Origin of the sequence: Nocardiopsis sp. CNR-923, from assembly GCF_001942255.1 — a bacterium.
GTDB lineage: Bacteria > Actinomycetota > Actinomycetes > Streptosporangiales > Streptosporangiaceae > Nocardiopsis.
This window is the reverse complement of sequence record NZ_MKKC01000066.1, coordinates 1-14,693: the sequence shown is the minus strand read 5'-3', so window position 1 is coordinate 14,693 and position 14,693 is coordinate 1. Positions and strand designations below refer to the sequence as shown.

Sequence of the window (14,693 nt, the reverse complement as noted above, 5' to 3'; positions counted from 1 at the left end):
CCTCGTCGGGACGCCCCTACACCCCGCGGTCCTCCCCGGCACGGTCCCAGTAGCGCCGCCACTCGTCCCCTGACAGCTCCCTGGGGTCGCTGCCGTCCGCTCTGGCCAGCTTCTCCGCGGCCCGCACACGAGCGTCGAACCGACGCGCCGCCGCCCGCAGGTCGCCCTCGGCGTCACGGCCCCGCTCCCGCTCGGCGGCCACCGCCGCGAACAGCTCGCCGCCCGCGCCGCCGTCGTCGGCGACCAGGTCCGCCGGAACGCCGTTGCGCACCGCCCTTCGCTGCAACTCCTCCGCCAGCAACACGGCGGGCTGGGCGAAGGGCACGCCGTCCAGCACCGACCCCTCGCCGTCGTGCCCCCTCGCCCTGGCCTTCTCCCGCCGCTCGGCGGCCTTGATCGCCTCCCAGTTGCTCTTGACCTCGTCGGCGCCGGACACCTCCACCCCGCCGAACACGTGCGGGTGGCGGCGGGTCATCTTGTCGATGATCGCGTCGGCGACGTCGTCCACGGTGAACCGCGCCGGGTCGCCCTGCGGGCGCTCGGCCGCGATCGCCGCGTGGAAGACCACCTGGAGCAGCACGTCCCCCAGCTCCTCGGGCAGCAGGGACGGATCGCCCTCCTCGATGGCCTCCAACGTCTCGTAGGCCTCCTGGATCAGGTACTTGGCCAGCGACTCGTGGGTCTGGCCCCGGTCCCAGGGGCACTCCCGGCGCAGCGTGGCCATCACCTCGACCAGGCGCCGCAACCGGTGTCCGGGGGGCGGGGGGCCGTCGTGGCCGGCGGTCTCGCTCATCACCGTCTCCTACAGCTCCTTCTCCGGCAGCCAGCCGCCCTCGCGCAGCGCGGCCAGCACCCTGGCCGCGGACTCGTGCGGGCCCTCGCCCGCGGTGTCGATGACCATGTCGGCGTCGGTCGGCTCCTCGTAGGGGTCGGAGATCCCGGTGAACTCGGGGATCTCCCCCGCCCGAGCCCTGGCGTACAGCCCCTTGCGGTCCCGGGCCTCGCACACCTCCAGCGGCGTCGCCACGTGGACGAGGAAGAAGTCGCCGAACTCCTCCACCATGGCCCGCACCTCGGCGCGGCTCCGGGCGTAGGGGGCGATCGGCGCGCACACCACGACCCCGCCGTGCCGGGTGATCTCGGAGGCCACGTAGCCGATGCGGCGGACGTTCATCTCCCGGTCCTCCCGCGAGAAGGTCAGCCCCTTGGACAGCATCAGCCGCACGACGTCGCCGTCCAGCAGCGTCACCGTCCTCCCCGCCCGGGTGACGCCCTCGCGCACCCGCTGCGCGATCGTCGACTTGCCCGAGCCCGACAACCCGGTGAACAGAAGCGTCAGCCCGCGCCGGGTCCGCGCCGGACGCAACCGGGCCAACTCCGCGCCCACCCGGGCCGGGGTGAACCAGGACGGCAGCTCACGGCCGTGCGCCAGCTCCGCGGCCACCTCCGCGTCGCTCGGCTCGACGCGGCGCGCCTCCTCGGCCACGTTCACCCGGGGCCGCCACATCGCCCCGGCCGTGTCGTAGCACCACGGCTCCGGCGGCACCAACGCCACCGGCGGCTCCAGAGCCGCGGCGCCCTCGACGTCCGCGCCCGCCGGACCCGCCTCCACCATCATGTGCGTGCGCCGTAGGCGGCGGCCACGTGCGCGGCCAGCGCCACGTCGCGCGCACCCCACCGGCCGCCGAACACCCCCTCGGAACGGGCGGCCGCGCGCGGCAACGTGCACACGACGAACCGCGTGCGCGCGGGCAGCAGGGGCCCCGCCGCGAGCACGGCCGGGGCCAGTCCCTCGTCCTCCAGCGGGGCGTCCACGATCACCAACAGGTCGGCGTGGCCGAGCGCTTGGCCCGGGCACGGATCTGGTGCAGCGCCCGGTGGTGCAGGGGACGGTCGGTGACCACGGCCAAGAGCGGATGGCAGGGGCCGAGTTCACGCTGACGGCGCACCTCGGCCGGGGGCACCCGCAGCTTCCGCAGGACGCCGCCCATGGGCGGATTGGTCAGGGACACCTCACCGGCCACGTGGCGAAGGGCCGCACGCCCGTCCCCGCGGTCGCCGACCAGCGCTCGGTGACCGCCAATTCCGCCAGCGGGAAACCCTCGGGGTCGGCCAGGACCAACCGGTCCTCGTCGGCGAGGTGCCCGGGGACGGCCAGGGTGACCGGAACCGGCCAGCCGCCGCCGTCGGGCAGCCGCCCCACCCGCTCGACCGACGCGACCTGCTCCCTGGTCATGAAGCCGGGCAGCGGGCACGCGCCGTTGAGGATCAACTCCAGGTGCGCGAGCTCGTCCTGGGCCAGGGTCACCACCCGCGCCTCCGGCCGACCGGCGTTCCCGACCGGTGTGCGTCCCCGCCCGTTGGCACTCACCGCACGCTCCCCCATCTGTCGTGGTCCGCGACGCACCCAGCGTATGCCCGCCCTGACCCGGACTCCGCTCAGATCCGCCCGATCCGGAATACGACCAGTTCAGAGCTGGTTTCACTCGCTGTGGGCCGTCCCACGGCCCTGAGGCGCGGGCACGGGCGCGCGCCCGTGGCCGCCTCCACAGCCGACCTCGCGCAGCCGGAGGAGTCGCTAGGCTGAGAGGTACCGGGCGGCCGTTGACGACACTGCCGCCCTCCACCGTGCAGGCCGCGACCACCGCCTGATCCGGACCACTCCCATCTCTTGGTGCTATGAGCCTCATTGGACTTCTCGCCGACGTCTGCAAGGACCCGGCACTGCACAGCGCGATCGAGGCCGCCCGCGGCGGCTGCGATCCCCACACCGACCTCATCGCCCCCGCGGCGCTGCGCCCCTTCATGGTGGGCGCGCTGGCCGCGGACGCCCCCGTCGGCGCCGGACGACCGGTCCTGGCCATCACCGCCACCGAGCGGGAGGCCACCGACCTCACCGACGCCCTCCGCTCCCTGCTGCCCGCCGACACGGTCGCGCACTTCCCCGCGTGGGAGACCCTGCCGCACGAACGTCTCTCACCCCGCTCCGACACCGTCGGCCAGCGTCTGGCCGTGCTGCGCCGACTCGCTCACCCCGACCCCGCCGACCCCCTCACCGCCCCGCTGCGGGTGGTCGTGGCGCCGGTGCGCAGCGTCCTGCAACCACTCGTGGGCGGTCTGGGCGACCTGGAGCCGGTGCGGATCCGACCCGGCGACGAAGCGCCCCTGGAGGAGGTGGTCGACGCCCTGGCCATGACCGGCTACGCCCGTGTCGACCTGGTCGAGAAGCGCGGTGACATGGCCGTGCGCGGCGGCATCCTGGACGTCTTCCCACCCACCGAGGAGCACCCGCTTCGGCTGGAGTTCTGGGGAGACACCGTCGAGGACATCCGCTACTTCCAGGTCGCCGACCAGCGCTCCATCCAACCGCCCGAGGCAGGCGCCCCCGGCGCCGACGCCGCCTCCGGCCTGTTCGCGCCGCCCTGCCGCGAGCTCCTGCTCACCGACACCGTGCGCGGACGCGCCCGCGCCCTGGCCGCCGAACACCCCTCCCTCGCCGAGATCCTCACCAAGATCGCCGACGGCGTCACGGTCGAGGGCATGGAGGCGCTCGCTCCCGTGCTCGCCGACCGCATGGAGCCGTTCTTCTCCTACCTGCCCGAGGGCGCGCTCGTCGTCGGCTGCGACCCCGAGCGCATCCGCACCCGCGCCGTCGAGCTGGAGGCCACCAGCGCCGAGTTCCTCGACGCCTCCTGGATCAACGCCGCCTCCGGCGGTGAGGCCCCCATCGACCTCGGCGACTCCGCGTACATGTCCATCGCCGACCTGCGCGCCGCCGCCGCCGAACGGGGCCTGCCCTGGTGGGGGCTGACCCCGTTCGGCGCAGGCGACCAGGGCGCCGCCGAGGAGGACCACGCCGTCGTCGTGGGCGCCGTGCCCGCCGAGTCCTACCGGGGCGACACCGAACGCGCCCTGGCCGACGTCAAGGGCTGGCTGCACGACGACTGGAGCGTCGTCATGGTCACCCAGGGCCACGGCCCCGCCGAACGGCTCGTGGCCATGCTGCGCGACGCGGGACTGGGCGCCACCCTGGCCGCCGACCTCGCCGAACCTCCCGCGTCCGCCGTGGCCACCGTGACGACGGGCTTGGTCGACCACGGGTTCCTGCTCAGGTCGTGCGCACCGTCGTGCTCACCGAGACCGACCTGGTCGGACAGAAGTCCTCCACCCGCGACATGCGCAGGATGCCCAGTCGGCGGCGCGGCACGGTCGACCCGCTCCAGCTCAAGCCCGGCGACTACGTCGTGCACGAGCAGCACGGCGTGGGCCGCTACCTGGAGATGGTCAGCCGCCAGGTGCAGGGCGCCACACGCGACTATCTGCTCATCGAGTACGCGCCGTCCAAACGCGGCCAACCCGGCGACCGTCTTTTCGTGCCCACCGAGCAGCTGGGCGAGGTCACCCGGTACGTCGGCGGCGAGGCGCCGACGCTGTCCAAGATGGGCGGCGCCGAGTGGAGCAAGGCCAAGAGCCGGGCCCGCAAGGTGGTGCGCGAGATCGCCGGCGACCTCATCCGGCTGTACTCCGCCCGGCAGGCCTCTCCCGGCCACGCGTTCGGCCCCGACACCCCGTGGCAGCGGGAGCTGGAGGACGCGTTCCCCTACGTCGAGACGCCCGACCAGCTCGCCGCGATCGACGAGGTCAAGAAGGACATGGGCCGCTCGGTCCCGATGGACCGGCTGATCTGCGGCGACGTCGGCTACGGCAAGACCGAGGTCGCCGTGCGCGCCGCCTTCAAGGCCGTGCAGGACGGCAAACAGGTCGCCCTGCTGGTGCCGACCACCCTGCTGGTCCAGCAGCACCTGTCCACGTTCACCGAGCGGTACGCGTCCTTCCCGGTCACGGTCAAGCCGATGTCGCGGTTCCAGACCGACGCCGAAGTGGAGCTGACCCGCGAGGGGCTGCGCAGCGGCGAGGTCGACGTGGTCATCGGCACGCACCGGCTGTTGTCCGCCGAGACCCGGTTCAAGGACCTGGGTCTGGTCATCATCGACGAGGAGCAGCGCTTCGGCGTCGAGCACAAGGAGTCGCTGAAGAGGCTGCGCACCCAGGTCGACGTGCTCGCCATGTCGGCCACCCCGATCCCGCGCACTCTGGAGATGGGGCTCACCGGCATCCGGGAGATGACCACCATCCTCACGCCGCCGGAGGAGCGGCACCCGGTGCTCACCTTCGTCGGACCCTACGAGGACAAGCAGATCACCGCGGCCATCCGCCGCGAGCTCATGCGCGAGGGACAGGTGTTCTTCGTGCACAACCGGGTGGCCTCCATCGACAAGGTCGCCGCCTCCATCCAGCGTCTGGTGCCCGAGGCCCGCGTGGCCTATGCGCACGGCCAGATGAACGAGCAGCAACTGGAGAAGGTGATGGTCGACTTCTGGGAGAAGAACTTCGACGTACTCATCTCCACCACCATCGTCGAGTCCGGCCTGGACGTGCCCAACGCCAACACACTCATCATCGACCGCGCCGACACCTACGGCCTGTCGCAACTGCACCAGCTGCGCGGCCGGGTCGGCCGGGGCCGTGAGCGCGCCTACGCCTACTTCCTCTACCCGCCGGAGAAACCGCTCACCGAGACCGCCTACGAGCGGCTCGCCACGGTCGCGCAGCACACCGAAACCGGCGCGGGCATGTACGTGGCGATGAAGGACCTGGAGATCCGCGGCGCGGGCAACATCCTGGGCGCCGAGCAGTCGGGGACCATCGCCGGGGTCGGCTTCGACCTGTACGTGCGCATGGTCGGCGAGGCCGTCGCCGAGCTCAAGGGCGACCCGGACGCGACCGAGGAGGTCGAGACCCGCGTCGAGCTGCCCATCAACGCGCACATCCCGCACGACTACGTGCCGGGCGAGCGGCTGCGCCTGCAGTCCTACAAGCGCATCGCCAGCGTCACCTGCGAGGAGGACGTCCTCGCCGCCTACGAGGAGCTCACCGACCGGTACGGCACCCCGCCCGAGCCGGTGGACAACCTCATGGCGGTGGCGCGGTTCCGGGTGCTGGCCAAGTCCGCGGGCCTGTCCGACGTGGTCCTCCAGGGCAACCAGATCCGCTTCGCACCGGTGGAGCTGCGCGAGTCGCAGGAACTGCGACTGCGCCGGATGTACCCCAAGTCCGTGCGCAAGGAGGCGACCAGCACACTGCTCGTGCCGGTGCCCAAGGCGAGCGGGATCGGCGGCAAGCCGCTACGCGACCTGGAACTGCTCGCGTGGTGCACGGAACTGGTCAACGCGATCTTCGAACCCGTGAAGAAGACCGCCGCCAGAAGCTGAACCGCCGTACCGGGCCCCCGTCACGCGGCGGGGGCCCGGTCGCGTGCCCAGGGGCTGTGCGCGGCGGGGCGGACCGGTCGGGGGACGCCGTGGGGCGGAATGGTCCACCGCGCTGTCCCCCCGGGTGCGGGGTCACCCCCCTGGCGGGGCGCGCGCCCCCGGTTCCCCGCCCCGGCGGTCAGGGGGCGTCGACCTCCTCGGGCGAGGCCTCGTAGCTGATCCCGAACAACTCCTCGGACTCCTCGTCGCGGCGTCGGCGGCGTCCGCGGCGCTTCTCCGCCGTGCGGGCACGCCGTTCCCCAGCGCGCTGGGCGCGCAGCTCGGCGCGGGCCTCCCGACGTGCGGCGCGCTCGGCCAGCCTCGCCTGCCTGGCCCGTTCCCGGACGCGTTGCCGTTCGGCGAAGCGCTCCGCCTCGGACGGCTCCCGCCCGGCGGGCTCGTCCTCCTCGTCCTCGGGGGGGTGCAGCGGCGTCACCGTCGCCAGCCCCTCGCCGACGGGCACCGGCTCGGGCGGCTCCGGCTCGGCCTCGTGGCCCCTCGCCTTCTCCGGGGCCTCGGCCGCCGCCGCGACCGCCAGGCGCATCCGACGCGTGTACCACCAGTTGGCGATCCAGGCCGCGATCGCCGCAGCCACCCCGACCTCCAGAGCCGCGATCAGCCCCACCTGCCACGAGGAGGGCCCGATGTCGGTCAGCCGCTCCGACCCCAGGGAACCGCCCGCCAGCTCGCCCAGCGCGGCGCAGACCATCCCCGTGGTGACACCGCACACGAACCCCCACAGCGGCGCCGCCTCGCTGACCACGTCCGGGGCGCTGCGCTGGGTCAGCACACCGCCGACCGCGCCCGCCGCGAACGGCACGCCCAGCGCCGCCAGCGACACCACGGGCGCGGCGCCGTCGGCGGGGACGGCCGCCAACATCGGGAACATCGGCAACGCGCCCACGGAGACACCGGTCGGCGCCACGACCGTCGCCGCGCCCACCGTGAACCCCGGCCCGAGCGCGTAGCAGACGGCGAACACCACCGCGTTGGGCAGATAGGCGAACTGGACGAGCAGGAGCAGCGTCCCGCCGACCACCCCCGGGGCGAGTGCCCGGGTCGCCTCGACCGCCTCGGGCAGGTTGGCGGCGAGCGCCGCCAGGAACAGCAGCAGACCGCCCAGCAGCAGGGAACCGGTGGCTGCGCCCATCCCCACCAGGAGGGAGCGTGCACGCCCCGGCATGAGCCCCAACAGGGCGCGCACCGCCACCCCCCGTTCGCGCATCATCTGGCGCAGTGCTCCGAGCCCCCCGGACAGGAACGCGATGACGAACCCCATCACCAGCGCGCGCGGCATACTGGGCTCCACCGTGTCCGTGCGCGCCAGCAGCGCGAGCGTGCCCGCGATCGCCGCGTAGGGTCCGGCGATCGCCAGCGCGGCCAGGTGAACGTGCCTCAGCCGACCGATCTCGCAGCTGCGCGCCAGCCACCGACCCGACCGGTACAGGAGCAGGGCCGGGATGAGCACCAACCCGATCGGCAGCAGCCCGAACTGGCCGTCCTGGATGGTGAAGGACACGTGATGACTCACGAGCCAGGCGAGCACGGCCCCCTGGAGGAGTTCGACGATCTCCTCGCCGAACGGCGCGTGCGGCGCGGCCACCCAGCCGACGATGGTGAGCGTGACGATGACCGCGAGGCCGCTGCCCGCCGCGGTGGCGGCGGCGATCCCGCCGGTCGGGTAGAGCGGCCGAGGCCCGTGGGAGGGTTCCCCGGGCGGGTCGGTCGACGTGCCGCTCGGCCGTTTCCGACCGCGGTCAGGGGGAGATCCTGGCGTACTCACCCGACTTATGCTGCCAGGCACCGGAATGCTCCGGGGCATCCCGGCCGCGCGTGTCGTGGGCGAACCGGAACCGAACACGCTGGACGGGCGTCTTAGGGAGAGAGGCCAGACTCACCCTCCCCGGAGGCTCCCCGTGCCCGATCCCAGCTCCGGCAGGAAGCACAGGAACGGGGGGTCCCCGTGCTCGTCGCGGCCGCGGAACTCGTCACCGACGGGTGGTCGGGCGCCGGACGCGACGGTGACGGCGGTGGAGGAGGCGGCATGTGACAGACCGCACGGACGACCCCCTCACTCACCCCGAAGGAACACCATGACCGGCCCTGACCACGGCTACCGACTGTCCGACGACGAACGCGACGAGGCCCTGGAACGGCTGCGGACGGCACTCTCGGAGGGGCGGCTGGGCCTCGACGAGCACGAGTCCCGCTCCACCGCGGCTCTGAACGCGGTCACCAACGCCGACCTGGCGCAGCTCTTCGACGACCTTCCTCCTCGCCTGCGTCCCACGACGCTCACACACCCTGAGGAGCCCCCCGCCGACCTGGTGCCCGCCGAACCGCAGCCGAAGGTCGCCGCCGCGGCCAAGGACGGGAGCGGGGGCAGGGCCGGGCGAGTCGCGGGTCCGCCCATCTGGGGCGCGTTCCTCTTCGTGATGTGGGGGCTGCCAGCGATCATCAGCGGGAACCAGGTTGCCATCATCACCTGGCTGTCCTTCTTCGCGCTCGTCGTCGTCCCCGGCCTGGCCGTGGCCACCACGCTTGAGCTGCGCGCGCGACGGACCCGCCGCGAACTCGGAGGCGGGCGCGACCAGATCGAGGGCGCATGAGGAACGGCCCCGTCCCCGAGCGGGGGACGGGGCCGTGACGGCGCGGTGTCCTAGAACAGCTCGCGCACCAGCTTGGCGGTCTCGCTGGGGGTCTTGCCGACCTTGACGCCGACGGCCTCCAGGGCCTCCTTCTTGGCGGCGGCGGTGCCGGAGGAGCCCGACACGATCGCGCCCGCGTGACCCATGGTCTTGCCCTCGGGTGCGGTGAACCCGGCCACGTAGCCGACGACCGGCTTGGTCACGTTCTCCTTGATGAAGTCGGCGGCACGCTCCTCGGCGTCGCCGCCGATCTCACCGATCATCACGATCACGTCGGTGTCGGGGTCGGCCTCGAACGCGGCCAGCGCGTCAATGTGCGTGGTTCCGATGATCGGGTCGCCACCGATGCCCACGGCCGAGGAGAAACCGATGTCGCGCAGCTCGTACATCATCTGGTAAGTCAGCGTCCCGGACTTGGACACCAACCCGATCCGGCCCGGCTTGGTGATGTCGGCCGGGATGATGCCCGCGTTGGACTGACCCGGCGTGATCAGACCCGGGCAGTTCGGGCCGATGATCCGCGTCTTGTTGCCCTTGGCGCGCGCGTGCGCCCAGAAGGCGGCGGTGTCGTGCACCGGGATGCCCTCGGTGATGACGACGGCCAGACCGATGCCGGCGTCGATCGCCTCGACAACCGCGCCCTTGCAGAACTTCGGCGGGACGAAGATGACGGTGACGTCCGCGCCGGTGGCCTCCATGCCCTCGGCCACGGAGCCGAAGACCGGGACGGCGGAGCCGTCGAAGTCCACGCTCTGCCCGGCCTTGCGGGGGTTGACGCCGCCGACGATGTTGGTGCCCGACGCCAGCATGCGGCGGGTGTGCTTGGTGCCCTCAGAGCCGGTCATGCCCTGGACCAGCACCTTGCTGTCCTTGTTCAGGAAGATAGCCATGGTGTCCGTTCCCCTACTTCGCCGCGAGCTCGGCGGCCTGAGCGGCGGCGCCGTCCATCGTGTCGACCTGTCGCACGGCCGGGTGGGCACGCGTGGTGAGGATCTCGCGACCCAGCCCGGCGTTGTTCCCGTCCAGGCGGACGACCAGCGGCTTGGAGACGTCCCTGCCGTGGCTCTCCAGGAGCTCCAGCGCCTGGACGATGCCGTTGGCGACCGCGTCGCAGGCGGTGATGCCGCCGAACACGTTGACGAACACGCTCTTGACCGCGGGGTCGCCGAGGATGATCTCCAGCCCGTTGGCCATGACCTCGGCGGACGCCCCGCCGCCGATGTCGAGGAAGTTCGCGGGCTTGACGCCGCCGTGCGCCTCGCCCGCGTAGGCGACCACGTCCAGGGTGGACATGACCAGACCCGCGCCGTTGCCGATGATGCCGACCTCGCCGTCGAGCTTGACGTAGTTGAGGCCCTTCTCCTTGGCGGCGACCTCCAGCGGGTCGCCCTCCTCCGGGAAGGTGAGGCTCTCCAGGTCCTGGCGGAACTCGGCGTTCTCGTCCAGGGTCACCTTGCCGTCGAGGGCGACGACACGGCCGTCCTTGGTCAGGATGAGCGGGTTGACCTCGACGAGGGTGGCGTCCTTGCCGAGGAAGGCGTCCCACAGCTTGGTGATGACCTCGGCCGCGCCCTCGGCCGCGGCCCCCGGGAGCTTGCCCGCCTTGACGATCTCCGCGGCGACGTCGGCGGGTGCGCCGGTCAGCGGGTCGATGGCGATCTTGGCGACCGCGTCGGGATTGGAGACCGCGACCTCCTCGATCTCCACGCCTCCCTCAGCGGAGCAGATCGACAGGAAGGTGCGGTTCGCGCGGTCCAGGAGGAAGGAGAAGTAGTACTCCTCCGCGATGTCGGAGGCCTCCTCGACCAGGACGCGGTGGACCGTGTGGCCCTTGATGTCCATTCCGAGGATCTGCTCGGCCTTGGCCTGGGCGTCCTCGGGCCCCTCGGCGACCTTCACGCCGCCGGCCTTGCCGCGGCCGCCGGTCTTGACCTGCGCCTTGACGACGACGCGAGGCTTGCCCGCGGCGGCGAACTCCTCAGCGATGGCACGTGCCTCGGCGGCCGTGCTCGCCACCTTCCCCTGGGGTACGGGAACCCCGTACTCTGCGAAGAGTTGCTTCGCCTGGTATTCGAACAGGTCCACGAGGGTCCGTCCTTGTAACTCGCTGGCTCAAGTGTGTCTGCCGGGGTGGCCTCGTCCGGATCGGCTGCGACCCACTGATCATGTGTCACACGACGCGCAGCCTCAGGGGCTGGGTTGCTACAGAAGACGCCGGGTATCGCCACCCCCGACATGCGCAAAGCTTAGTCGCCCGAGATCTGACCGCCGGACACCGGGGGCGTGTTGTCCAGGGCCGTTCCGGCCCGATCAGCGCTCATACGGGCCCGTGAGGCACCTCTGATGGGAATTCGTGTGATGAGAGACACGAACAATCACACCATCGCGGGCGCATTCACCCCTTGGAGGATGCGATGAACATCACCCGCGGGCGGTCGCCGGACGCACGTTCTCCCTCACCCAGTCGGCGATCTCCGCCGTCGGCGCACCGGGGGTGAAGATCCTGGCGACCCCCATGCGCTCCAGCTCCTCGATGTCCGCGTCGGGGATGATGCCGCCCCCGAAGACCCGGATGTCGGTGGCGTCGTTCTCCCGCAGCAACTCCATGACGCGGGCGAAGATGGTCATGTGGGCGCCGGAGAGCACGGAAAGGCCGATGGCGTCGGCATCCTCCTGGAGTGCGGTGGCGACGATCATCTCGGGGGTCTGCCGCAACCCGGTGTAGATGACCTCGATCCCGGCGTCGCGCAGTACCCGGGCGACGATCTTCACCCCGCGATCATGCCCGTCCAGACCGGGCTTGGCGACGACGACCCTGGTCATGACACACCCCCCGGGAGAAGCGTAACCCAGGGATGGCCGCCACGCGCGGGGGTATCTTCCGGGCATGGCAGAGAACGGAGAGAACTTCGAAGGGCTCAGCACCGAGGACCTGAGGGAGCGTGCCGTGGAGCTCGCGCGTGAGCGCTGGGACGTGCGCTTCTTCTGGCGCTTGCTGAGACTGATCCCGGCGGCCGAGGCCGTCGCGGGCAACATGGAGGCCAGCGACGCCAGCGTCGCCCAGGCGTCCGGCTTCCTGTACGAGGCTCTGTCCGTGGAGAGCGACCCGAAGGTGCAGGAGGCCCTGCGCCCGGTCTACGTGGAGTACCTCAGGACGCGGGAAGACTGATGTCCGAAAACCGCCAGCCGGGGGTCTGAAGCATCGGTCACCATGGACCCATGGACGACGACCAGCGTTACCGCGCGGTGCACAGCCGCGACGCCCGTTTCGACGGCGTGTTCTACACCGCGGTGCGCACGACCGGCATCTACTGCCGACCCAGCTGCCCGGCGGTGACGCCCAAGCGAGAGAACACGAGCTTCTTCCCGACGGCCGCCGCCGCACAGGAGTCCGGATACCGCGCCTGCAAACGCTGCCGCCCCGACCGGACGCCCGGTTCCCCCGAGTGGAACCTGCGCGCCGACGTCGTCGGCCGTGCGATGCGGCTCATCCAGGACGGCGCCGTGGACCGGGGCGGAGTGAGCGCCCTCGCCTTCGCCGTCGGGTACAGCGAACGACAGCTCAACCGGCTGCTGACCGCCGAACTGGGTGCGGGCGCCCTGGCTCTGGCCCGGAGCGAACGCGCGCAGACCGCGCGAGTCCTGGTGGAGACGACGGACATGCCGCTCGCGGACGTGGCCTTCGCTTCGGGCTTCGCCAGTATCCGGCAGTTCAACGAGACGATGCGCGCGGTCTTCGACCGGACCCCGACGCAGATGCGCGGGGGCGGTCCCGCGCCGGAGGGATCTCTCACGCTACGGCTGCCCTACCGGGAACCGATCGACCTCGACCGGATGCTGGGCTTCCTGGGCGACCGCGCGGTGCCCGGCGTCGAGGAGTTCCGCGACGGCGCGTACCGCCGCACGCTGTCCCTCCCGCGCGGACCGGGTGTCGTCGAACTCTCCGCCGGGAACCGGTACGTCGTGTGTAGGCTCCGGCTGTCGGACCCCGGTGATCTGATGTCCGCGGTCCGCCGGTGCCGGTGGCTGCTGGATCTGGACGCCGACCCCAGAGCGGTGTCCGAAGCGTTGCGCGGCGATCCCGTCCTGGGCCCCTCGGTGACCGCGCACCCGGGCATCCGCTCCCCCGGCCACGTGGACGCGGCCGAACTGGCCGTCCGGGCGGTGCTCGGGCAGCAGGTCTCCGTGCGGGCCGCCCGCACGTTGGCCGGTCGGCTCGTCGAACGTTTCGGCCAGCCGTTGCCCGAGGGTCTGGAGAACTCGGGAGGCGGCCTCACCCACCTCTTCCCGGCGCCGGCGGCCCTGGCCGCGGCCGACCCGACCGACCTGTCGATGCCCGTCTCCCGGGGACGGGCCCTGGTCGGCCTCTGCGCGGCGATCGCCGGCGGCGACGTCGACCTCGGTCCCGGCTGCGACCGGGAACGGACCGAGAAGGACCTCCTCGCGCTCCGCGGCATCGGCCCGTGGACCGCGAGCTACATCCGTATGCGCGGCCTGGGCGACCCCGACGTCTTCCTCGACGGCGACCTGGGGGTACGACAGGCGTTGCGCAGCGAGCAGATCACACCGGAACAATGGAGCCCGTGGCGGTCCTACGCCACGCACCTCCTGTGGGCGAGAACGGATACGACGTGAACCAGCCAGCGCTGCCTCTGAACGTGGAGATGTCGCACCCGAAGGAGCCGCCACGACTGCCGCGGCAGGAATTCCGGACGACCACGGGGCCCACCCGCTTCGCCACGATGGACTCGCCCGTCGGTGAGCTGACGCTCTTCGGCGACGCTGACTCCCTCAGCGGGGTGTGGACCCGGACGAAGACCGTCCCCGAGAACTGGGACAGGGACCAGTTCGCCTTCCAGGACGCGATCGCCCAACTGCGGGCCTACTTCGCGGGCGAGCTCCGGGAGTTCGACCTCCCGCTGGCCCCGGCCGGTACGGACTGGCAGCTGCGGGTGTGGGCAGCGCTGACCACGATCCCGTACGGCGAGACCGCCTCCTACGGCCAGTTGGCGCGGGAGCTGGGCCGGCCCACCGCCTCCCGGGCGGTCGGCATGGCCAACGGACGCAACCCGATCAGCATCATCGTGCCGTGCCACCGGGTGATCGGAGCCGACGGTTCGCTCACGGGCTACGCGGGCGGCCTGGAACGCAAGAGGTTCCTGCTCGCCCTGGAGTCGTAGCGGGCACCGGCTCGGGAGGGGAGGTCCCCTTCCGAGCCACCCGTTATCCACAACCCACCCACACGGGGTAGCGCACCGCCCCACACCCACGATTACATAGAAAACAGGGGGACCCCACCCACCCCCCACACCAGCACGCTCACAACCCACCCACACAACAAAAAAGGGGGCGCCCACCCCGGCACCCCCAACACACAAAAAAAGAAAAGGGGCCGCCCCCAAGGACGACCCCCTCCCCAACAAAAAACCGTGGCAGCGACCTACTCTCCCACCCCACCACAGGGCAGTACCATCAGCGCAAAGGAACTTAACGACCGGGTTCGGAATGTAACCGAGTGTAACCCCCCCGCCATAACCACCACGGAAACCACACCACCACCACAACCCCCCACCCCCACAACGAAGGCAAAGAAGCCACAGCAGCAAAAACCGTGTGAACAAGTATGCGCGAACATCCAATAATCTGCAGCGGACAAGCCCTCGACCTATTAGTACCGGTCAGCTCCACCCCTCACAAGGCTTCCACACCCGGCCTATCAACCCCATCGTCTATA

General features: G+C 71.6%; 9 protein-coding genes, 2 rRNA genes and 2 pseudogenes. 5 read left to right on the top strand and 8 right to left on the bottom strand.

Going from position 1 to position 14,693, the window contains the following annotated elements:
* Positions 1-16 precede the first annotated feature (16 nt).
* Positions 17-793, bottom strand: coding sequence for a MazG family protein (locus tag BJF83_RS07165; protein WP_075925678.1), 777 nt, complete (start codon positions 791-793; stop codon positions 17-19).
* 9 nt (positions 794-802) lie between these two features.
* Positions 803-2,386 (bottom strand): annotated as a pseudogene (gene cysC / locus BJF83_RS07160) (adenylyl-sulfate kinase).
* Between the two features lie 293 nt (positions 2,387-2,679).
* On the opposite strand from cysC, the pseudogene mfd reads away from it, so the two are divergent.
* Positions 2,680-6,272: pseudogene (mfd, locus tag BJF83_RS07155) on the top strand (transcription-repair coupling factor).
* Between the two features lie 178 nt (positions 6,273-6,450).
* Here mfd and BJF83_RS07150 read toward each other — a convergent pair.
* Positions 6,451-7,980 (bottom strand): DUF6350 family protein, encoded by a 1,530-nt coding sequence (locus BJF83_RS07150; protein ID WP_143831822.1) that lies wholly within the window; start codon positions 7,978-7,980, stop codon positions 6,451-6,453.
* 424 nt (positions 7,981-8,404) lie between these two features.
* Here BJF83_RS07150 and BJF83_RS07145 point away from each other — a divergent pair, with 424 nt between their 5' ends.
* Positions 8,405-8,920 carry a DUF1707 domain-containing protein gene (locus BJF83_RS07145; protein WP_075925676.1) on the top strand — a complete coding sequence of 172 codons (516 nt, stop codon included), beginning with the start codon at positions 8,405-8,407 and terminating at the stop codon, positions 8,918-8,920.
* 50 nt (positions 8,921-8,970) lie between these two features.
* Here BJF83_RS07145 and sucD read toward each other — a convergent pair whose 3' ends face one another.
* From sucD to BJF83_RS07130, 3 genes are all read right to left on the bottom strand, one after another.
* Positions 8,971-9,849, bottom strand: coding sequence for a succinate--CoA ligase subunit alpha (gene sucD / locus BJF83_RS07140; protein ID WP_075925675.1), 879 nt, complete (start codon positions 9,847-9,849; stop codon positions 8,971-8,973).
* A gap of 13 nt (positions 9,850-9,862) precedes the next feature.
* Positions 9,863-11,044 carry an ADP-forming succinate--CoA ligase subunit beta gene (sucC, locus tag BJF83_RS07135; protein WP_075925674.1) on the bottom strand — a complete coding sequence of 394 codons (1,182 nt, stop codon included), beginning with the start codon at positions 11,042-11,044 and terminating at the stop codon, positions 9,863-9,865.
* A 336-nt stretch (positions 11,045-11,380) separates the two neighbouring features.
* The gene (locus BJF83_RS07130; RefSeq protein WP_075925673.1) at positions 11,381-11,782 is read right to left on the bottom strand and encodes a cobalamin B12-binding domain-containing protein; all 402 of its coding nucleotides are present in this window, start codon (positions 11,780-11,782) and stop codon (positions 11,381-11,383) included.
* A 64-nt stretch (positions 11,783-11,846) separates the two neighbouring features.
* Between BJF83_RS07130 and BJF83_RS07125 the strand changes: the two genes are divergently transcribed.
* The 3 genes from BJF83_RS07125 to BJF83_RS07115 are packed head-to-tail and all read left to right on the top strand — an operon-like array spanning position 11,847 to position 14,139.
* Complete coding sequence (locus BJF83_RS07125) at positions 11,847-12,128, top strand: hypothetical protein (protein ID WP_075925672.1); 282 nt, start codon at positions 11,847-11,849, stop codon at positions 12,126-12,128.
* A gap of 50 nt (positions 12,129-12,178) precedes the next feature.
* Positions 12,179-13,594: a DNA-3-methyladenine glycosylase 2 family protein gene (locus tag BJF83_RS07120; protein WP_075925671.1), complete on the top strand. Its 1,416-nt coding sequence runs from the start codon at positions 12,179-12,181 to the stop codon at positions 13,592-13,594.
* A gap of 29 nt (positions 13,595-13,623) precedes the next feature.
* The gene (locus BJF83_RS07115; RefSeq protein ID WP_143831821.1) at positions 13,624-14,139 is read left to right on the top strand and encodes a methylated-DNA--[protein]-cysteine S-methyltransferase; all 516 of its coding nucleotides are present in this window, start codon (positions 13,624-13,626) and stop codon (positions 14,137-14,139) included.
* 247 nt (positions 14,140-14,386) lie between these two features.
* Here the strand turns inward: BJF83_RS07115 and rrf are convergent.
* A 5S ribosomal RNA gene (rrf, locus tag BJF83_RS07110) occupies positions 14,387-14,502 on the bottom strand.
* A 105-nt stretch (positions 14,503-14,607) separates the two neighbouring features.
* Positions 14,608-14,693: ribosomal RNA gene (locus BJF83_RS07105) — 23S ribosomal RNA — on the bottom strand; the annotation flags it as partial.